Source organism: Candidatus Diapherotrites archaeon (assembly GCA_040755695.1).
Taxonomy (GTDB): Archaea; Iainarchaeota; Iainarchaeia; order Iainarchaeales; family 1-14-0-10-31-34; genus JBFMAK01.
Map to the genome: position 1 here is coordinate 72,623 of JBFMAK010000002.1, position 16,307 is coordinate 88,929.

32 protein-coding genes and 1 tRNA gene are annotated in these 16,307 nt (G+C 38.8%); all 33 read left to right on the top strand.

From position 1 onward, the window contains the following. Positions 1 to 9 precede the first annotated feature (9 nt). The 33 genes from rpmC (at position 10) to AB1467_04055 (ending at position 16,297) form a co-directional block, all read left to right on the top strand. Complete coding sequence (rpmC, locus tag AB1467_03895; GenBank protein MEW6295409.1) at positions 10 to 255, top strand: 50S ribosomal protein L29; 246 nt, start codon at positions 10 to 12, stop codon at positions 253 to 255. After that, entirely contained in the window at positions 252 to 554 is a 303-nt protein-coding gene (gene yciH, locus AB1467_03900) for a stress response translation initiation inhibitor YciH (GenBank protein MEW6295410.1), read from the top strand. The genes rpmC and yciH overlap by 4 nt, the downstream gene beginning before the upstream one ends. After that, entirely contained in the window at positions 547 to 834 is a 288-nt protein-coding gene (locus tag AB1467_03905; protein ID MEW6295411.1) for a ribonuclease P protein subunit, read from the top strand. Before yciH ends, AB1467_03905 begins: the two co-directional genes overlap by 8 nt. Positions 835 to 839: 5 nt before the next feature. Further along, positions 840 to 1,145, top strand: coding sequence for a 30S ribosomal protein S17 (locus AB1467_03910; GenBank protein ID MEW6295412.1), 306 nt, complete (start codon positions 840 to 842; stop codon positions 1,143 to 1,145). Next, on the top strand, positions 1,146 to 1,544 hold the full coding sequence (locus tag AB1467_03915) for a 50S ribosomal protein L14 (GenBank protein MEW6295413.1): 399 nt from the start codon (positions 1,146 to 1,148) through the stop codon (positions 1,542 to 1,544). A 16-nt stretch (positions 1,545 to 1,560) separates the two neighbouring features. Beyond that, a complete protein-coding gene (rplX, locus tag AB1467_03920; protein ID MEW6295414.1) occupies positions 1,561 to 1,935 on the top strand; it encodes a 50S ribosomal protein L24 in 375 nt (124 codons plus the stop codon). Next, complete coding sequence (locus AB1467_03925; GenBank protein MEW6295415.1) at positions 1,935 to 2,645, top strand: 30S ribosomal protein S4e; 711 nt, start codon at positions 1,935 to 1,937, stop codon at positions 2,643 to 2,645. The genes rplX and AB1467_03925 overlap by 1 nt, the downstream gene beginning before the upstream one ends. A gap of 13 nt (positions 2,646 to 2,658) precedes the next feature. Further along, positions 2,659 to 3,183 carry a 50S ribosomal protein L5 gene (locus AB1467_03930; GenBank protein MEW6295416.1) on the top strand — a complete coding sequence of 175 codons (525 nt, stop codon included), beginning with the start codon at positions 2,659 to 2,661 and terminating at the stop codon, positions 3,181 to 3,183. Beyond that, on the top strand, positions 3,176 to 3,310 hold the full coding sequence (locus AB1467_03935) for a 30S ribosomal protein S14 (protein MEW6295417.1): 135 nt from the start codon (positions 3,176 to 3,178) through the stop codon (positions 3,308 to 3,310). Before AB1467_03930 ends, AB1467_03935 begins: the two co-directional genes overlap by 8 nt. Before the next feature lie 39 nt (positions 3,311 to 3,349). Further along, positions 3,350 to 3,742: a 30S ribosomal protein S8 gene (locus AB1467_03940; protein ID MEW6295418.1), complete on the top strand. Its 393-nt coding sequence runs from the start codon at positions 3,350 to 3,352 to the stop codon at positions 3,740 to 3,742. A gap of 10 nt (positions 3,743 to 3,752) precedes the next feature. After that, positions 3,753 to 4,289 (top strand): 50S ribosomal protein L6, encoded by a 537-nt coding sequence (locus AB1467_03945; GenBank protein MEW6295419.1) that lies wholly within the window; start codon positions 3,753 to 3,755, stop codon positions 4,287 to 4,289. A gap of 8 nt (positions 4,290 to 4,297) precedes the next feature. Next, positions 4,298 to 4,822, top strand: coding sequence for an eL32 family ribosomal protein (locus AB1467_03950; GenBank protein MEW6295420.1), 525 nt, complete (start codon positions 4,298 to 4,300; stop codon positions 4,820 to 4,822). 14 nt (positions 4,823 to 4,836) lie between these two features. Continuing rightward, on the top strand, positions 4,837 to 5,283 hold the full coding sequence (locus AB1467_03955) for a 50S ribosomal protein L19e (GenBank protein MEW6295421.1): 447 nt from the start codon (positions 4,837 to 4,839) through the stop codon (positions 5,281 to 5,283). A 1-nt stretch (position 5,284) separates the two neighbouring features. Further along, positions 5,285 to 5,869 (top strand): 50S ribosomal protein L18, encoded by a 585-nt coding sequence (locus AB1467_03960; protein MEW6295422.1) that lies wholly within the window; start codon positions 5,285 to 5,287, stop codon positions 5,867 to 5,869. After that, the gene (locus AB1467_03965) at positions 5,866 to 6,600 is read left to right on the top strand and encodes a 30S ribosomal protein S5 (protein ID MEW6295423.1); all 735 of its coding nucleotides are present in this window, start codon (positions 5,866 to 5,868) and stop codon (positions 6,598 to 6,600) included. Before AB1467_03960 ends, AB1467_03965 begins: the two co-directional genes overlap by 4 nt. Positions 6,601 to 6,602: 2 nt before the next feature. Continuing rightward, positions 6,603 to 7,064 carry a 50S ribosomal protein L30 gene (locus tag AB1467_03970; protein ID MEW6295424.1) on the top strand — a complete coding sequence of 154 codons (462 nt, stop codon included), beginning with the start codon at positions 6,603 to 6,605 and terminating at the stop codon, positions 7,062 to 7,064. A gap of 1 nt (position 7,065) precedes the next feature. Further along, entirely contained in the window at positions 7,066 to 7,479 is a 414-nt protein-coding gene (locus tag AB1467_03975) for an uL15m family ribosomal protein (GenBank protein MEW6295425.1), read from the top strand. Then, positions 7,476 to 8,909, top strand: a complete 1,434-nt coding sequence (gene secY, locus AB1467_03980; protein ID MEW6295426.1) for a preprotein translocase subunit SecY — start codon at positions 7,476 to 7,478, stop codon at positions 8,907 to 8,909. Before AB1467_03975 ends, secY begins: the two co-directional genes overlap by 4 nt. A gap of 71 nt (positions 8,910 to 8,980) precedes the next feature. After that, positions 8,981 to 9,484, top strand: a complete 504-nt coding sequence (locus AB1467_03985; GenBank protein MEW6295427.1) for an EMC3/TMCO1 family protein — start codon at positions 8,981 to 8,983, stop codon at positions 9,482 to 9,484. Between the two features lie 11 nt (positions 9,485 to 9,495). Beyond that, entirely contained in the window at positions 9,496 to 9,831 is a 336-nt protein-coding gene (locus tag AB1467_03990; GenBank protein ID MEW6295428.1) for a 50S ribosomal protein L34e, read from the top strand. A gap of 3 nt (positions 9,832 to 9,834) precedes the next feature. After that, positions 9,835 to 10,344 (top strand): hypothetical protein, encoded by a 510-nt coding sequence (locus tag AB1467_03995; GenBank protein MEW6295429.1) that lies wholly within the window; start codon positions 9,835 to 9,837, stop codon positions 10,342 to 10,344. A 6-nt stretch (positions 10,345 to 10,350) separates the two neighbouring features. Further along, the gene (locus tag AB1467_04000) at positions 10,351 to 10,581 is read left to right on the top strand and encodes a 50S ribosomal protein L14e (protein ID MEW6295430.1); all 231 of its coding nucleotides are present in this window, start codon (positions 10,351 to 10,353) and stop codon (positions 10,579 to 10,581) included. A 26-nt stretch (positions 10,582 to 10,607) separates the two neighbouring features. Then, a complete protein-coding gene (rpsM, locus tag AB1467_04005; GenBank protein ID MEW6295431.1) occupies positions 10,608 to 11,126 on the top strand; it encodes a 30S ribosomal protein S13 in 519 nt (172 codons plus the stop codon). A gap of 6 nt (positions 11,127 to 11,132) precedes the next feature. Further along, entirely contained in the window at positions 11,133 to 11,810 is a 678-nt protein-coding gene (locus AB1467_04010) for a 30S ribosomal protein S4 (protein ID MEW6295432.1), read from the top strand. Then, the gene (gene rpsK, locus AB1467_04015) at positions 11,807 to 12,190 is read left to right on the top strand and encodes a 30S ribosomal protein S11 (protein MEW6295433.1); all 384 of its coding nucleotides are present in this window, start codon (positions 11,807 to 11,809) and stop codon (positions 12,188 to 12,190) included. Before AB1467_04010 ends, rpsK begins: the two co-directional genes overlap by 4 nt. A gap of 19 nt (positions 12,191 to 12,209) precedes the next feature. Beyond that, complete coding sequence (locus tag AB1467_04020) at positions 12,210 to 12,965, top strand: DNA-directed RNA polymerase subunit D (GenBank protein MEW6295434.1); 756 nt, start codon at positions 12,210 to 12,212, stop codon at positions 12,963 to 12,965. 3 nt (positions 12,966 to 12,968) lie between these two features. Then, positions 12,969 to 13,095, top strand: a tRNA-Leu gene (locus AB1467_04025). A gap of 86 nt (positions 13,096 to 13,181) precedes the next feature. After that, positions 13,182 to 13,547, top strand: coding sequence for a 50S ribosomal protein L18e (locus AB1467_04030; GenBank protein MEW6295435.1), 366 nt, complete (start codon positions 13,182 to 13,184; stop codon positions 13,545 to 13,547). A gap of 16 nt (positions 13,548 to 13,563) precedes the next feature. Further along, positions 13,564 to 13,992 (top strand): 50S ribosomal protein L13, encoded by a 429-nt coding sequence (locus AB1467_04035; protein ID MEW6295436.1) that lies wholly within the window; start codon positions 13,564 to 13,566, stop codon positions 13,990 to 13,992. A gap of 5 nt (positions 13,993 to 13,997) precedes the next feature. Then, positions 13,998 to 14,480, top strand: coding sequence for a 30S ribosomal protein S9 (locus AB1467_04040; protein MEW6295437.1), 483 nt, complete (start codon positions 13,998 to 14,000; stop codon positions 14,478 to 14,480). A gap of 6 nt (positions 14,481 to 14,486) precedes the next feature. After that, a complete protein-coding gene (locus AB1467_04045; protein MEW6295438.1) occupies positions 14,487 to 14,681 on the top strand; it encodes a DNA-directed RNA polymerase subunit N in 195 nt (64 codons plus the stop codon). Between the two features lie 18 nt (positions 14,682 to 14,699). Further along, positions 14,700 to 15,503, top strand: coding sequence for a 30S ribosomal protein S2 (rpsB, locus tag AB1467_04050; GenBank protein ID MEW6295439.1), 804 nt, complete (start codon positions 14,700 to 14,702; stop codon positions 15,501 to 15,503). Next, positions 15,500 to 16,297, top strand: coding sequence for an MEMO1 family protein (locus AB1467_04055; GenBank protein MEW6295440.1), 798 nt, complete (start codon positions 15,500 to 15,502; stop codon positions 16,295 to 16,297). Before rpsB ends, AB1467_04055 begins: the two co-directional genes overlap by 4 nt. The last annotated feature ends 10 nt before the right edge of the window (positions 16,298 to 16,307 follow it).

Here is a 16,307-nt window from a genome sequence, read left to right on the forward strand (position 1 = left end):
ATGGCTCTGCTGAAGGTAAAGGAAATGAGGGGCTTCACGACAGAAGAACTGGAAGCTAAAATGCTTGAAGTGAAAGCAGAACTCGCAAAAGAGAAGGGCTCAATAAGCTCAGGGACAAAGGCAGAGAACCCTGGAAAGATAAGGAACCTAAGGAGAACAATAGCAAGAATTCTTACAGTAATAAAAGAAAAACAAATCCAGAAAGAAAAAGAGAAGAAAACAAAAACGAAAAAAGAGGTGAAAAAAACTAAATGAATGAGGTATGCCAGATTTGCGGCCTGCCAAAAAATCTTTGCGTCTGCAGCGAAATAGAAAAAGAAGGGCAGAGAATAAAAGCAAGGGTCATGAAAAGAAGGTTCGGAAAAGTTGTGACAACAATCTCAGGAATAGAAAACCAGGGGAGAGCAAAAGAACTTGAAAAAATACTGAAAAGAAAGCTTGCCTGCGGAGGGACAGTGAAAGGCACAGAAATAGAACTCCAAGGCGACCACAAGAAACACATAAAAGAAATATTAATGCAGCAGGGCTACAAAGAGGAATTATTGGATGTATGAAAAATTTTATTCAATAAACAGGAAGAATATTCTAGGGCATGAATTGAACGGCCTTAAAATAAATATAATAAATTCAAGCGACCCGAAAAAAATTGGAGTGAACGGAGTCATAGTAAAAGAAACAAAAAACACTTTTGTGATAGAAAGCCAGGGGAAAGAAAAAATCGTGCCAAAAAAAGAGGTTTTAATTGAATTCGAAATTCAAGGAGAAAAAATTGCAGTAAACGGAAAAGAGTTAATTGCAAGGCCTGAAGACAGAATAAAAAAAATGTTTAGGTGAAAAAAATGGTTGAGGTTGAATGCACTGACAAAAAATGCGCATTGCACGGAAGCTTAAAGGTGAGAGGGAACATATTTACAGGAAAGGTAGTGAGCTCCAAAGCAAAAAATACTGTTACAGTTGAAAGAACAATAATGCATAAGGTTCCAAAATATGAGAGATACAAGAAAGTAAGGTCAAAGATTAAAGCTCATAACCCGCTCTGCATAAATGCAAGGGAAGGAGATATTGTCAAGATAGGGGAAACAAGAAAGATCAGCAAAACAAAAGGCTTTGTTGTAATAGGAATTGAAAAGAGGGAAGAAATTTAAATGAAAGCAGTAAACGCATCACCGGTAAGGTGCCTGTCACAGAAATCAATGTGCTTATGTGCAGACAACAGTGGAGCAAAAATTGTGCAGATAATTACAGTATTCGGATTCAAAGGAAGAAAGAAAATGCACCCTAAAGCAGGGATAGGGGACATGGTGAATGTTGTAGTGAAAAAAGGAAAACCAGAAATAAGAAAAAAAGTTGAAAGGGCAATCATAATCAGGGTTGCAAAAGAATACAAGAGGAATGACGGCACAAGAATAAAATTCGAAGACAATGCTGTAGTGCTCGTGGATGACAAAGGAGCCCCAAAAGGCTCAGAAATAAAAGGGGTTGTTGCAAAAGAGGCAGCAGAAAGATGGCCTAAAATAGCAGGGATTGCCTCTGCAGTAGTCTAAAGGTGAAAGAAAGATTATGAGTGAAAGCAGAAAGCCCTCAAAGCAGAGAAAAGAATTAATGGGTACGCCCTTGCACAAAAAGAAGAGCGGGCTGAACGCCCATTTAAGCAAGGAATTAAGAAAGGAGCTAAAGAAAAGGGCCCTGCAAGTAAGGGCCGGGGACAAGGCAAAAATAATGAAAGGAAAATTCAAGAAAAAAGAAGGCAAAATCACAAAAGTAAACCACAAGAAAGGGTTGGTGTTCATTGAAAAAATTACGAGAAAGAAGTCTGATGGGACAGAAACATTCATTCCATTGAAGGCATCCAATCTCATGCTTATTGAATTGGAGAGAAAAGATGAAAGGAGAACAAAATTTTTAAGTAAAGGAAAAAAAGCAGGTGAGAGCTAATGGCAGGGAAAGGCGGTGCAAGGACAGAGAAAAGGATTTCTTCAGGCAAGATAAGGTCACTGAAAAGAAAAGAAAAAGTTTTCACACTAAAGCCAATGCCTGGACCCCATAAAGGAAAGGATTCAATACCATTAGGGTTAATTTTAAGGGATGCCTTGGGAATTGCAAGCAATGCACGTGAGGCAAAAAGAATACTCAACGCGGGAAAAGTGAAAGTGGACTTAATTGAAAGAAAGGAATTAAAATTTCCTGTAGGGCTGTTTGATGTAATTTCAATTGAAGAAGCAAAGAAAAATTACCGGGTAGTATTGGACGGCAAGGGAAGAATCCAGCTGAAAGAAATAAACCCAAAAGAAAAAAACTTCAAGTTATGCAAGATAACAAGCAAAAAAGCCTTAAAAAAAGGGCTTACACAGTACGGCACAAATGACGGGAGAAGCTTTATTGACAAGAAACCAGAATACAGGAAAGGAGACAGCCTGAAGATTGAGCTGCCAGAACAAAAAATAATTGAAAGGATTGAATTAAAGAAAGGAAATACAGCATTTATGGCAGGAGGAAAGCATGTTGGAACAACAGGCACCATAAAAGAAATAATTGAGGGGACACAAAGAAGGGAAAAAATAATATTAATTGAGGGAAAAGAAAAGGAATTCCGAACAAAGGCAGAAAATGTTTTTGTGGTAGGGGAAAAGAAAGCAGAAATATAATTAAAGTGAGAAAATGAAAGAAAAAAAAGAAAACTCCATGAGGGAAATAAAGGTGGAGAAAGTGACAGTAAACATGGGCGTAGGCCAGACAGGGGAAGAATTAAGGAAAGGACAGGAGATATTAGAGAAGATTACAGGCAGGAAGACAATCCAGACACTATGCAAGGTAAGGCAGCCCTTGTGGGGCATAAGAGAAGGCCTTCCAATAGGAGCAAAAGTCACCCTCAGAAAACAGAAAGCAATAGAATTCCTCAAGACAGCGCTTGGAGCAAAAGACAACCAGCTGAACAAAAAGAATTTTGATTCAAGAGGGAATTTAGGATTTGGAATAAAAGAATACATTGACCTGCCTGGAGTGAAATACGACCCAAAACTCGGAGTAAAAGGCTTTGACGTGCTTGTAACGCTTGAAAGAAAAGGATTCAGAGTAAAAAAAAGGAAATTAAGGCAGGCAAAAATATCAAAATCACATTCAATAACAAGAGAAGAAGCAATTGAATTCATGAAAAAAAAGTTTGGAGTTGAGGTAATTGGTTGACAAAAGAAAGGCCGTGTGCAAGATATGCGGCAATAATCCTGGAATGATAAGAAAGTACGGACTGAATATATGCAGGAGATGCTTCAAGGATTACGCCGAAAAATTAGGGTTCAGGAAATATAATTAAAAAAAAGGAGAAAGAAGGAGACAAGGAAGTGAAAAAAAAATGAGCGTTGTAGACCCGCTTGCTGACGCACTCACAAACATAAAAAATAACGAGGGCGCAGCAAAAAAAGAATGCACTGTAAGGCCTGCCTCAAAGATATTGGGGGAAATATTAAAGCTTATGAAATCAAAGGAATACATACTTGACTTTGAAAGAGTGGAAGACGGAAGAGAAGGAATGTACAGAATAAGACTTGCAGGAAAAATAAATGAATGCAAGGCAATAAAGCCAAGGTACGCAGTAAAAAAAGACGGGTACGAGAAATATGAGAAAAGATACCTTCCTTCAAGGGAGATAGGGATACTGGTTGTCTCAACACCAAAAGGTGTTCTGCCACACCAGGAAGCAAAAAATAAGGGGTTAGGCGGAAGACTGCTGGCTTATGTTTATTAGGTGAAAGGAATTGAAGAAAAAACAGGAATTAATAATTGAAATTCCAGAAGGGTTCAAGATTGAGGTAGAGGGAGGCAGGTTAACCTTATCAGACGGCAAGGATTCAGTGAACAAGGAATTCAAGGCAAAGGAAATAAAATTCAGCAAAAAAAACAATTCTGTTATTCTAAGCACAGAAAAATATTCGCGGAGGGCGAAGGCATTAATGAATAGCATAAAAGCCAACATAGAAAACATGGTTGAAGGCCTCACAAAAGGATACGAATACAGGCTGGCAATAGTTTACAGCCATTTCCCGATAAATGTTTCAGTGAAGGGAAACCTTGTGGAAATAAACAATTTCACTGGAGAGAAAAGGCCTAGGAAAGCTCAGATAATCGGAAACACAAAGGTTGAAATCAAGGGAAAGGAAATAATTGTAACAGGAAAAAACAAAGAGCACGCAGGCCAGACAGCAGCAAATTTAGAGAATGCCACAAGGATAAGAGAAAAAGACAGGAGAATTTTCCAGGACGGAATATTCATTGTAAGCAAGAATGCAAGGTGAATAAAAAAATGGCAGAAAAAGAGAAGAAAAAAGAGAAAAAGCCGGTTGAAGCCAAAAAAGAATTAAAGAAAGAAGAAAAGAAGACTGAAACAAAAGAGGCTGCCAAAGAAAAAAAGGAAGAGCAAAAGCAGGTTAAGCCAAAGGCAAAAAGAAGAGCAAAAGTGAATGACAAAATACTTGAATTGAGGGAAGAAATAAAAAAGAAATGGAAGCCGACCTTCAGGGGAAGATGGGGCAAAAAATGGCTGAGAAGACCAAGCAAGAAGAAATGGGATAAATGGAGACACCCAAGAGGAATTGACATTAAAAGAAAAAAGGAAGACGGGGCATTACCAAAAAGCGGTTACAGGACAGCAGGAGAAATAAGAGGCCTTCATCCAAGCGGCTTTAGGGAAAGAATGGTAAAAAATTCAAATGAATTAAATTCAGTTAAAGAGGGAGAAGCAATAAGGATTGCAGCAGCAGTAGGCAGGAAAAAAAGGAAAGAGATAAGAAAGAAAGCAAAAGAAATGAATTTATATATTTTAAATTAAAATTTGGTGAAATAATGCAGTTAAACAAGATAAGGAGGATGAGTTCGCAAATACTGAAGACAGGGAAAAACAAGATATGGTTTGAGCCTGACTCAGGAGACAAAATAAAAGAGGCAATGACAAAAGACGATGTAAGGGAACTGATAAGGCAAGGCCTCATAAAGGAAAGAAAAGAGCAGATGCACTCAAAGGCAGGGGCAAGGGCCCTCAAAGAAAAAAAGAGGAAAGGAAGAAAGAGAGGCTTCGGGAAAAGGACTGGAAGCAGGAAAGCCAGGGTCAAAGAAAAAACTGGCTGGATTAAAAGGGTAAGGGCCCAAAGAAAAAAATTGAAAGAACTCAAAAGCAAGGGAACAGTCAGCCCAAAGGATTACAGAAAATTGTATAAAATGATTAAAGGCAATTATTTCAAGGGAAAAAAATACATTGAACTGGCAGTGAAAGAAAAAAAGAAGGGAAAATAAAATGGCGCACAAGGCTACATTCGAAGTAAAATTCAGGAGGAGGAAGGAGGGCAGGACAGATTATAAGAAAAGGCTGGAATTGCTTAAATCAAGAAAGCCCCGCTTGGTAATAAGAAGGTCAAACAACAATTATTCAGTTCAATTAATCAGGTACGAAAAAAATGGGGATAAAACAATAGAAAGCGCCAGCTCAAAAGAATTGAGGAAGTACGGCTGGAAACTGCACGGGGGGAACATTCAATCAGCATATCTTACAGGCCTGCTTATTGGAGTGAAAGCCAGAAACAAGGTGAAGGAAGCAATTTTAGACATTGGAATGGTTACACCAGTGCATGGCTCAGGGGTTTTCGCTGCATTAAAGGGAGCAATTGACTCGGGAATGCATGTACCACACGAAGCAAAAGCACTGCCATCAGAAAACAGGATAAAAGGCGAAGACAAACAGAAATATTTTACTTCACTGAAAGAAGAAGAATTCAAGGAAAAGTTTTCTTCTTACGTAAAAGAAAAAATTGACCCTAAAAAGATAGTTGAATACTTTGAGGAAGCAAAAAACAAGATAATGAAAAGCGGTGAAAAGAAATGAGAGATAAGACAGCAAAAGGAAAGAGGAGGAGAGAAGACTCTGGCAGAATAGAAAAAGTTCAAAGGGAAGAAATGGACTGGATACCAAGGACTGAAGCAGGAAAAAAGGTAAGGAATGAAGAGATAACATCATTCCAGCAGCTGCTTGACTCAGGCCTTCCAGTAATTGAACCGCAAATAATTGATTACCTCATCCCTGAATTAAAGGAAAAATTGGTTGAATTCAACAAGACAGCAAAAGTGAGGAGCGCAGGAAGAGTATTTTCTTTCAGGGCCTCAGTTCTTGTAGGGGATGGAGAAGAATTCATCGGAGTAGGCATAGCAAAAGACAAGGAAAAAATGCCCGCAATAAGAAAGGCCACAAACAGGGCGAAATTGAATTTAGTTAAAGTCAGGAAAGGGTGCGGGAGCTGGGAGTGCACTTGTGGAACCCATCATTCAATTCCTTTCAAGGTAGAGGGAAAGGCAGCCTCGGTAAGAGTAATATTAATGCCTGCCCCGAAAGGAACAGGGCTTGTTGTTGGAAGCAACATAAAGGACGTGTTTGAATTCATTGGAATCAAGGACATTTGGTCTGCAAGCAAGGGAAGCACTGGAACAAAATTAAATTTTATTAGGGCTGCAATCGATGCCCTGTCAAAAACAACTGAAATGAAGCTATCAGAAGAAACAACACAAAGAATAGACAAAAGAAAAAGAAAAGAAGAAATTGAAGTAAAAGGAGAAGAATAAAAATGCTTGCAGTAATAAGGGTAAGAGGGAGCATCAGGGCCGGAAGAGAGTTCCTAGATACAATGAAAATGCTCAAGCTCACAAGAGTGAACCATCTAGTCCTCTTCCCTGAAAAAAAAGAGATTGAGGGAATGATAAAGAAAGTGCAGAGCTTTGTTACCTTTGGGCAGATAAATGAAATCACCTTTGAGAAATTGCTGGAAAAAAGGGGAAAACTGAAAGGAGACAGGAAATTAGATAAAGAATTTTTGAAGAAGACCGGATTCAATTCAATAAAAGAGCTTTCAAAAGCGTTAATTGAAGGAAGGGCAACCTTAAGAAAAGCTGGAATAAAGGAAGTATTCAGGCTTAGGCCTCCAAGAAAAGGATTTGAAAGGAAAGGAATCAAAAAGACTTTTGCATTGGGAGGAGCACTGGGAAACAGAAGAGAAAAAATAAACGAATTAATACTAAGGATGATATGACATGACTGTAAGAAAAAGGAAAAAGAAATTGAGGCTCAGGGGAGGCAGAACCTTCGGCCAGGGAAACACAAAGAACAGGAGGGGTTCAGGCTCAAGGGGAGGCTGCGGAAGGGCAGGAAGCCACAAGCACAAGTTCTCAAAGTATTACGATTCATTCGGCACAAAAATAAGGATGAAACCAAAAGAAAGGGAGAAGGCAGTAAATCTGGATGAATTGAATGAATTAATTCCAGGGCTGCTTGCAGAGAAAAAGATTATAGGGGAAGAAAAAAAAATAATAATTGATGCAAAAAATGTTTTATTCAGCAAAATTTTAGGCAGGGGAAAAACAGAATTTGTCCTTGAACTTAAAGGAATCAAGGCAAGCAGGAAAGCGAAGCAGAAGATTGAATCAAAAGGAGGAAAAATAGAATGAGCCTGCTTGATGCCCTTGAACCAATTTACACAAGACTGCCTGAAGTAAAGGCTCCTGAGGTTCAGCCTCCGCTTAGGAAGAAATTGATGTGGAGTGCAATAGCTCTTCTCTTGTTTTTTATAATGGGAAATATAAGCATAATTGGGGTTTCGGACACAAGCAACAGGCTGGGTCAGTTACAGATAATTCTTGCAAGCAATATAGGCACTTTAATTACAGTTGGAATTGGTCCAATTGTTCTGGCTTCAATAATCCTTCAATTGCTTGTAGGGGGAAAAATAATTAAAATTGACTTAAGCAATCCAAAAGACAAAGCAAGATTCACTGGAATGCAGAAATTGTTTGCAATAGTTTTGTGCTTCTTTGAGGCAGCAGTTTATGCCATGTCAGGCATGCTTGCTCCAAGCCCTGGAATGCTTGCCCCAGTGATAATGCAGGTGGCATTAGGGTCAATTATACTGCTTTACTTGGATGAAGTAGTATCAAAGTATGGCATAGGCTCAGGAATTGGGTTATTCATTGCTGGAGGAGTCTGCCAGGAAATTCTATGGAGGGCTGTGGCAATTCCTTTAACAACACCAAAGGGCCCAGTTGAAGGGGTAATCTTCGTTGCAGGAAGGGCTATAGGAGAAGGCCAACTGGCCGCAGGATTAATTGCATTGATTCCAATTCTTTTCACTTTGGTTATATTCCTTATTGTAACATTCGCTGAAGGAATGCATATAAATATTCCAATTACAATGGGAAGGAAAGGCACAGGGGGAAGGTTTCCTGTAAAGCTCTTGTATGTTTCAAACATTCCTGTAATCCTTGCAGTAGCCTTGTTTGCAAACATAAGGCTCTGGGCAGAGCTCACAAGCAAGATGACTTTCCCTGTAATTCCAGAAATAATGAAGGCGCTGGCAAGCTTCACCACAATTCCGCACGGGCTTTTCCTGGAGTTGTTTTACAGGGGCATAGGCCCAGAGGTATTCGGGCAAATGGCAAATTATTTCATTAAACTTGAATTCATAGCTCAATGGAATAATATTACAGCGCTTTCAATGGGCGCGCAAATAATCCACGCAATAATTTACTTGATTATTTTGGTCATAGTGTGCGTTGTGTTCGGAAGGTTCTGGATTGAAATGGGAGGCCAAGGACCAGAAGCAATATCAGAACAATTAGACAAAAGCGGAATGTACATTCCAGGCTTCAGAAGAGACCCAAGAATAATCAGGGGAATTCTTGATAGATACATTCCCACAATTACGATTTTGGGTTCGGCGTTTGTAGGCCTGCTGGCAGGATTTGCGGACTTGGGAAACGCCCTAGGCTCAGGAACAGGAATCTTGCTTACAGTAGGAATTGTCTACAGGCTTTACGAAGAATTAGCCAAACAGCAATTACTTGAAAGCAACCCGTTAATGAAGAAGCTGTTTGGGGGCTAAAAAAGGTTTTAAAAGAATGATGCAAGGAAAATATGTATGAGTTTTAATTCTTTTTTTGAGGTGCAATTGAAATGGCATTGATCAGCCCAACAGTGGACATTGCGGTTCTCGCAATAATTGTTACAGGCATCTCTGTCTTCCTGCAGGGAAAACTCACGGACAGAAAAAAAATGAAGAAACAACAGGACGAAATGAAGGAAAAACAGAAGAGAATAAAAGAGCTAAGCAAAAATTCAGATAAAAAATCAAAAAAAGAAATGGCAAGAATCCAAATGGAAATTCTTGAAGCATCAACTGAAATGATGAAAGGAAGCATGAAATACATGATGGTTTCAATGGTTGTGTTCCTGCCAATACTTTACGCTATAACCTTTCTGTACAGTGGAACAAAAACAATAATAGGGAACGTTACAATACCCTTTACTTCCTGGGTTGTGCCATCATACCTGGCATGGTACATAGGGGTAGGAATAATTTCAGGAATAATACTCAACGCAATAGTAAAAGCAATGGACAAAAGAAAAGAAGAAGAGCAAAACAAAAAAGAGGAAAGAGTGCAGGCAGAACAAAAATAGAGTGAGAGAAAATGGTTCAAAGAAAAGACAGGTACAAAAAGAAGGTGTTCAAGAGGATTCCCTCAGGGAAAACAAAAGCAAGCTATAAGGAAAAAAAGCATTCAAAGCACTCCTGCGCGCTCTGCGGGAAAATACTGCACGGGGTGCCCCACGGAAAGAGCCCGAATGAGATAAGGAAATTAAGCAAAAGCCAGAGAAGGCCCCAAGTAATCTTTGGAGGCGTTCTATGCAGCGAGTGCAGGACAGCCATAGTGGAAGAAGCAGTGAAAGAGAAAGAAAAAAAAGCAGGAGAAGTAGACTTGAACCTCAAACCTTATGTTGAAACAATGATGAAGAGGATTAAATAATTTATGATTATAACAATTGCAGCGCTTCCGGGAACCGAAAGCAGGGAGATAAGCAAAATGCTTGCCCTGCAGTCCGGCCTGAGGTGTATTTCAAGCGACGAAATAAAGACAAGGATTGCAGTGGAATTGAATTCACAGAAAGAAAAAATAAAAGAAGAAGAGCACCCGGAAAAATTCAAGAACATAATAATGCAGGAATCAAAAAAAGGTGATGTTGTAATCGACCATATAACAGGAAGCTGGCTTGCAGGAAACGCAGACATAAAAATATTCCTGAATTCATCAAAGAAGTCAAGAGCCAAAACCCTTTCAGAAAAAGAGAAAATCCCCCTAAGCGAGGCCCTTGAAAGAATTGAACTCCTGGAAAAAGACTTTGCAAGGCAGATGCTTAACAATTATGGAATAAATGTATTTGAATTGGAAGGCCATGACCTTGTATTGAACATGGACAGACTGGGAAAAGAAGGGGCAATAGCAGTAATAAATAAATTCATTGAGAAAATGAAGAAGTGAAAAAAAATGGCGGCAATAGAAGTAGGCAGGGTATGCATAAAAAAGAAAGGCCGAGAAACAGGAAACAAATGCGTGATACTTTCAATAGAAAAAAATTTCGCTGTAGTGCAAGGAGAAAAGGTAAGGAAAAGGAAATGCAATATAATGCACTTGATCCCATTAGACAAAAAAATTGAGGTAGGAAAAGAAACGGCACAAGGGGAAATAATAAAAGAATTAAAGAAAATTAAGGTGTGAAAAAAAACCGAAAAATGTGAGATAAAATGGAAAAAGAAATTAGATTGATTGTAAGAATTGCAAACAAAGACTTGAACGGAAAAGTGGCAATAGCAAGGGCATTAATGGGATTGAAAGGCATAAGCCAGAGGACTGGAAGAATTCTTGCCCAGAAATTCATAGAAGAAGCAAAAATTGGTGCTAATACAAAATTAGGGGAAATCCCAGAAGAAATGGACAGAAAGCTTGAAGATATAATACTCAACCCGGGAAAGCATGGAGTGCCTTCATGGTGCCTTAACAGAAGAAAAGACTTTGAGACAGGAGAAGACTCCCATAAAATAATGGGGGAACTTGACTTCAGCTTGAGAAAAGACCTGCAAAGGCTGAGCAAAATAAAAAGCTACAGGGGCTTAAGGCTTGGCTGGGGCCTTACAGTGAGAGGACAAAAAACAAAATCAACCCACAGAGGAAAAGGCGGAGTAATAGGGGTAATAAAGAAAGAGATTGCATTAAAAATGAAGGCTGCACCGGCAGCAGAAAAAAAGGAAGAAAAAAAGAAGTGACCTTCTATGGGAGACCCCAAAAGAATAAGAAAAAAATATTTCATGCCCAAAAAGCCGTGGGACAGTGCAGCAATAGAAAAAGAAGGCAAGATAGTAGAATTATACGGGCTAAAAAACAAGAAGGAAATAAGGAAAGCCGAAACCTTCCTCAGAAAGAAAAGGCAGACAGCAAGAAAGCTCCTTACACTAAAATTAGAGGAAAGAATAAAAAAAGAAAAAGAATTGATCGAAAGCCTGAAAAGAATTGGAATGCTTAAAGAAGGAGCAATATTGGATGACGTGCTTGTATTAAATACAAAGGAATTATTTGAAAGAAGGCTTCAGACACTTGTATGGAGGAAAGGCCTTGCAAACACAGCAAAACAGGCAAGGCAGTTTATAACCCACGGGCACATTTCAATAAATGGAAAAAAGGTTACTGTTCCCTCATACATTGTAACCCCAAAAGAAGAAGGAAGCATAAAATACTACAAGAAAGAAATGCAGCTCAAGCCAAAAGAAAAGAAAATAGAAATAAAAAAAGAGTTTGAGGAAGAAGTTCCAAAAGAAGAGGTAATCCCTGCAGGAGAAGAAGTACGGGAAGCAGAAAAAACAAAAGAAAAAAAAGATGAAAAAACAAAGAAACCAAAAAAGAAGAAACCTACAAAGGAAAAAGAAGAGAAAGAGAAAGGTGAAAAAGAATGAGCAAAAAAGGCATAGTGCACATATTTGCCTCACATAATAATACAATTATCCTGCTTACAGACATTACAGGGCAGGAGACAATAGCAAAATGTTCAGGAGGCATTGTAACGAAATCACAGCACAAGGAAGGAAGCCCTTATGCGGCAATGAAGGTAGCAGAAATAGTGGCAGAAAAAGCAAAAGAGAAAGGGGTAACATATGTTGATGTAAAGATCAGGGCTCCAGGAGGCATAAAGACAAGGACCCCGGGGCAAGGAGCAGAAGCAGCAATAAGGTCCTTGACAAGAAGCGGCCTCAGGATAGGGAGCATTGAAAATGTAACGCCAATCCCCCACAACGGCTGCAGAAAGAAAAAGAGATACAGGGGAAAAAAGCAATAAACAAAAAAAGGTGGTTTTATTGGAGATAGAAAAAATTGAAGGAAAAGGAAATAAAGCAAAATTTATGGTTAAAGGAGTTAATACAACCTTCATGAATTCCCTGAGGAGAACAATCCAGGCAGAAGTCAGAACCTTTGCAATAAAAACAGTGAATGTTTACGAGAATACAGGGGTAATGTTTGATGAAATGCTGGCACACAGGATTGCAATGCTTCCATTAAGCTCTGAACCAAAGTATTACGATAAAGAAGAGAAAGTAATTCTAACCTTGGAGAAGGAAGGCCCATGCACTGTGTACTCAAAAGACATTAAAAGCACTGAGCCAGAAATAGAAATAGTAGACAAGAAAGTGCCAATAACAAAACTGAACAAAAACCAGAAAATCAAACTGGAGTTAGAGGCAGTGACGGGAAAGGGAAGCACCCACTCAAAATGGAGCCCTGGAGTAATATCATTCAATCCAGTGCCATCAATTGAAGCATCAGAAGAGTCAATAACGCCAGAAGAATTAAAAGAGCTTACAAAGGATTGCCCTAAAGAATTAATTGAAGTAAAAGGCAAAAAAATTGTTTTGAATGAACCGGAGAAATGCGATTTATGCAGCCAGTGCGTGCAGGAATCAAGGGGAAAATTGAAAATAAATTACAGCAAGGATTCCTTTGTACTGAATATTGAGTCATTCGGAAGCCTGGCGCCTGAAGAAATGCTAGAACAGGCAGTAGAAATACTGCAGGAAAAGGCAGGGGAATTCAAAAAGGAGTTAAGCAAGGCATAAAGTGCGGGGGTACCCAAGCGGCCTACGGGGCAGGACTTAAGTTGAAAAGGAAAAAAATTCAAGATTTTTATTAAAACAGAAGAAATCCTGTGGCTTAGTGCCTTCGGGGGTTCGAATCCTCCCCCCCGCATGAGAGCCAAAAGGATTAATTGAGTGAAAAAAAATGATTTTTCAAGCAAAGCTTGAAACATATTTAAATTTTAGGAGAAAATTTAAATGAAATCAAAACAGACAAGAATTGAAGTAAAAAAAATAATTTCAAGGCTCGCAAAAGAATCAAACAAAAGAAAGGAAAAATTATGGAAGGACTTAGCTGAAAGAATAGCCAAGCCGCGCAGGAACATGGCAACAACAAATGTGTGGAAGATAGAAAAAATGGCAAAAAAATTCAAGGACAAAGTGCTTGTTGTCCCAGGAAAGATTTTAAGCGAAGGCCAGCTCACGCAAAGAGTTGAAATTGCAGCGCTTGAGTTTTCAGGAAAAGCAAAAGAAAAAATTAATTCAATGAAAGGAAATGCATTAAGCCTGAATGAATTGCTGGACAAAAAAATTGAAGCAAAAAAAATAATTATACTTAAGTAAAATTAAGTGAAAAAAAATGAAGGGAACAGTAATAGATGCAAAAGACTGCATTTTGGGGAGAATGGCCTCAAAATTAGCTGTAAGACTGCTTAACGGAGAAAAGATTTTTGTGGTGAACGCAGAAAAAGCAGTAATGACAGGGAATAAGCCATACATACTTGAACAGTACAGGAAAAGGATTGACGCATCACACAAAGGTAACCCTACAAGGAGCCCGAAATTCCCCTCAAAACCAGAAGCAATATTCAAGAGGGCAGTAAAGGGAATGCTTCCCAGAAGAAAAGAAAAAGGGGAAAGGGCACTGAAAGGCTTTAAGACATTCATTGGAATGCCAGAAGAATTCAAAAGAAAAGAAATTGTTGTACTGGAAGAAACAAAAAACAAAGGGAAAATGAATTATTTGACTCTGGAGGAATTAAGCAGAGAGCTTGGAGCAAAATGGTGAGATAAATGGAAGAAGAAAAGATAGAAGAAGCGCAAGGAGCAGAAGCAAAAGAGAAGACAAAAAAGAAGAAAACAAAAAAAAGCAGGAAATACGGCATAATAACAAAATCAAAAAAGAAGAATGCTGTAGCCAGAGCCACAATAAAGACAGGGAAAGGAAAAATAACAATAAACAAAAGGCCAATTGAAATCTTTGAACCAAAGTATGTGAGAGAATTAATTATGGAACCCTTGAACATGGCAGGAGAAGAATTAATTAAAGGAGTAGACATTGAAGTTCAAGTTAAAGGCTCGGGCTTCATGAGCCAGGCAATAGCCGCAAGAAGCACTCTTGCAAAATCGCTTGTTGAATACTATAATGACGACAAACTAAAACACAAATTTTTTAATTACGACAAACTTCTTTTAGTTGACGACCCCAGAAGGGTGGAAGCAAAAAAGCCCTTGGGCTCAAAAGCAAGGAGAAAAAAACAGAAATCAAAGAGGTGAATTATCATGATTGTTCCTGTGAGATGTTTTTCGTGCGGAAAAGTAATAGGAGAATTCTATGAAGAATTCAAGAAGAGGATGCAAAAAGGAGAGGAAGCAGCAAAAGTATTGGACGAATTAGGAATTGAAAGATACTGCTGCAGGAGAATGCTCTTAACCCAAGTGGACAAAATAGACGAAATAATGAAATACAATTATTAACGATTAAAAGGTGGATTAATGGCAGAAGAAAAAAAAACTGAAATTTCAAAGGCACCAGAAGAAAAGACACTGGTTCCTGTGGACAAATACCTGAAGGCAGGAGTGCATATAGGAACAAAATTCAAGTCCTTCTACATGAAGAGATACATATTCAAGAGAAGGCCTGACGGTCTCTTTGTAATGGACATACAGACATTGGATGAAAGAATCAGGGCAGCAGCAAAATTAGCTGCGTCATTCCCCAAAGAAAAAATCATTGTAGTATCAAGGAAATTGTATGGGAAAACACCAATAAACGAATTCGCTGACGCGATAGGGGCAAAAGCACTGACAGCAAGATTTGTTCCAGGCACCTTCACTAACCCGGGAGGAAAAGAATTCGTGGAAGCAGGATTACTGATTGCAACAGAGCCTGATGCAGACGCGCAGGCAATAGAGGAAGCCTCCTCGCTCAGAGCCCCAATAATAGCTTTGTGCAGCACAAACAACGAAACAAAAAATATTGATTTGATAATTCCGGTAAACAACAAGGGAAGGAAAAGCCTTGCATTAGTTTACTGGCTTCTCGCAAGGGAACTCCTCAAGGAAAGAGGGGAAATAAAAAGCGACGAAGAATTCAAGAAAAAAATAGAAGACTTCGAATTCAAGATAACAGAAATGAGAGAAGAAGACATAGAGCAGAAAAGAATGGAGAGAAGACCCCTTGAGAGAAGAAAGAAAATTTATGGAAGGACAGGCGAGAGAAGGGAAGAAAGAGGAGGAAGAAAGATAATAAGGGGAAGGGAAAAAAGGCCGGGAGAAAAAAGAAGAGGAAGAAGATGACAAGAGAAGCAATTGTCGCAGGCTCATTCTACCCACGCACAAGAAAAGAAATAGAAGAAGGAATCAACAAATTTTTTTTGCAGGCAAAAAAAACTGAAAAAAAATCAAATAGTGTAATAGCACCCCACGCAGGCTACTTTTATTCAGGTGGAACAGCAGCATACTCTTATTCTGCGCTTTCAGAAGCTGACTCTTATATTTTAATCGGCCCAAACCACACAGGTTTTGGAGGGGAAATTTCAGTTTACCCTGAAGGAGAATGGGAGACTCCCTTAGGGAAGATAGGGATTGACTCTGAAACAGCAAAAAAAATCATAGAAAAAATAGGCGAAGCAGAATTGGACGAAATAGCACACCTGCAGGAGCATTCCCTTGAAGTGCAGCTTCCCTTCCTTCAATTAACACAAAAAAACTTCAAGATTGTGCCCATAACTTTAATGACAGATTTTGGTGGAGCAAAAAAATTAGGGAAAGCCTTGTACGAAATAGAGAAAGAATCAAAGAAAAAGATTGCATTAGTTGCCTCAAGCGACTTCAACCATTACCTGCCTGAAGAGACAGCAAGGGAAAAGGACATGAAGGCAATAAAAAAAATTCTGGAATTGAACATAGAGGAATTCAATAAACTGGTTGAAGAAAGGATGAGCATCTGCGGCTTCAGGGCAATAGAAGCAGTAATGCAGTACGCAAAACTCAAGGGAATTAAAAAGGCAGAACTCCTTCATTACACAACTTCAGCTGAAACCTCAAAAGACAAGGCCTCAGTTGTAGGTTATGCAGCAATAAAATTCTGACAATCCTAAT

Bases quoted from the DNA above. Each gene is read 5' to 3' on its own strand.
- yciH (MEW6295410.1), top strand. From the start codon at position 252: ATGAATGAGGTATGCCAGATTTGCGGCCTGCCAAAAAATCTTTGCGTC.
- AB1467_03905 (MEW6295411.1), top strand. From the start codon at position 547: ATGTATGAAAAATTTTATTCAATAAACAGGAAGAATATTCTAGGGCAT.
- AB1467_03910 (MEW6295412.1), top strand. From the start codon at position 840: ATGGTTGAGGTTGAATGCACTGACAAAAAATGCGCATTGCACGGAAGC.
- AB1467_03915 (MEW6295413.1), top strand. From the start codon at position 1,146: ATGAAAGCAGTAAACGCATCACCGGTAAGGTGCCTGTCACAGAAATCA.
- rplX (MEW6295414.1), top strand. From the start codon at position 1,561: ATGAGTGAAAGCAGAAAGCCCTCAAAGCAGAGAAAAGAATTAATGGGT.
- AB1467_03925 (MEW6295415.1), top strand. From the start codon at position 1,935: ATGGCAGGGAAAGGCGGTGCAAGGACAGAGAAAAGGATTTCTTCAGGC.
- AB1467_03930 (MEW6295416.1), top strand. From the start codon at position 2,659: ATGAAAGAAAAAAAAGAAAACTCCATGAGGGAAATAAAGGTGGAGAAA.
- AB1467_03940 (MEW6295418.1), top strand. From the start codon at position 3,350: ATGAGCGTTGTAGACCCGCTTGCTGACGCACTCACAAACATAAAAAAT.
- AB1467_03950 (MEW6295420.1), top strand. From the start codon at position 4,298: ATGGCAGAAAAAGAGAAGAAAAAAGAGAAAAAGCCGGTTGAAGCCAAA.
- AB1467_03955 (MEW6295421.1), top strand. From the start codon at position 4,837: ATGCAGTTAAACAAGATAAGGAGGATGAGTTCGCAAATACTGAAGACA.
- AB1467_03960 (MEW6295422.1), top strand. From the start codon at position 5,285: ATGGCGCACAAGGCTACATTCGAAGTAAAATTCAGGAGGAGGAAGGAG.
- AB1467_03965 (MEW6295423.1), top strand. From the start codon at position 5,866: ATGAGAGATAAGACAGCAAAAGGAAAGAGGAGGAGAGAAGACTCTGGC.
- AB1467_03970 (MEW6295424.1), top strand. From the start codon at position 6,603: ATGCTTGCAGTAATAAGGGTAAGAGGGAGCATCAGGGCCGGAAGAGAG.
- AB1467_03975 (MEW6295425.1), top strand. From the start codon at position 7,066: ATGACTGTAAGAAAAAGGAAAAAGAAATTGAGGCTCAGGGGAGGCAGA.
- secY (MEW6295426.1), top strand. From the start codon at position 7,476: ATGAGCCTGCTTGATGCCCTTGAACCAATTTACACAAGACTGCCTGAA.
- AB1467_03985 (MEW6295427.1), top strand. From the start codon at position 8,981: ATGGCATTGATCAGCCCAACAGTGGACATTGCGGTTCTCGCAATAATT.
- AB1467_03990 (MEW6295428.1), top strand. From the start codon at position 9,496: ATGGTTCAAAGAAAAGACAGGTACAAAAAGAAGGTGTTCAAGAGGATT.
- AB1467_03995 (MEW6295429.1), top strand. From the start codon at position 9,835: ATGATTATAACAATTGCAGCGCTTCCGGGAACCGAAAGCAGGGAGATA.
- AB1467_04000 (MEW6295430.1), top strand. From the start codon at position 10,351: ATGGCGGCAATAGAAGTAGGCAGGGTATGCATAAAAAAGAAAGGCCGA.
- rpsM (MEW6295431.1), top strand. From the start codon at position 10,608: ATGGAAAAAGAAATTAGATTGATTGTAAGAATTGCAAACAAAGACTTG.
- AB1467_04010 (MEW6295432.1), top strand. From the start codon at position 11,133: ATGGGAGACCCCAAAAGAATAAGAAAAAAATATTTCATGCCCAAAAAG.
- rpsK (MEW6295433.1), top strand. From the start codon at position 11,807: ATGAGCAAAAAAGGCATAGTGCACATATTTGCCTCACATAATAATACA.
- AB1467_04030 (MEW6295435.1), top strand. From the start codon at position 13,182: ATGAAATCAAAACAGACAAGAATTGAAGTAAAAAAAATAATTTCAAGG.
- AB1467_04035 (MEW6295436.1), top strand. From the start codon at position 13,564: ATGAAGGGAACAGTAATAGATGCAAAAGACTGCATTTTGGGGAGAATG.
- AB1467_04040 (MEW6295437.1), top strand. From the start codon at position 13,998: ATGGAAGAAGAAAAGATAGAAGAAGCGCAAGGAGCAGAAGCAAAAGAG.
- AB1467_04045 (MEW6295438.1), top strand. From the start codon at position 14,487: ATGATTGTTCCTGTGAGATGTTTTTCGTGCGGAAAAGTAATAGGAGAA.
- rpsB (MEW6295439.1), top strand. From the start codon at position 14,700: ATGGCAGAAGAAAAAAAAACTGAAATTTCAAAGGCACCAGAAGAAAAG.
- AB1467_04055 (MEW6295440.1), top strand. From the start codon at position 15,500: ATGACAAGAGAAGCAATTGTCGCAGGCTCATTCTACCCACGCACAAGA.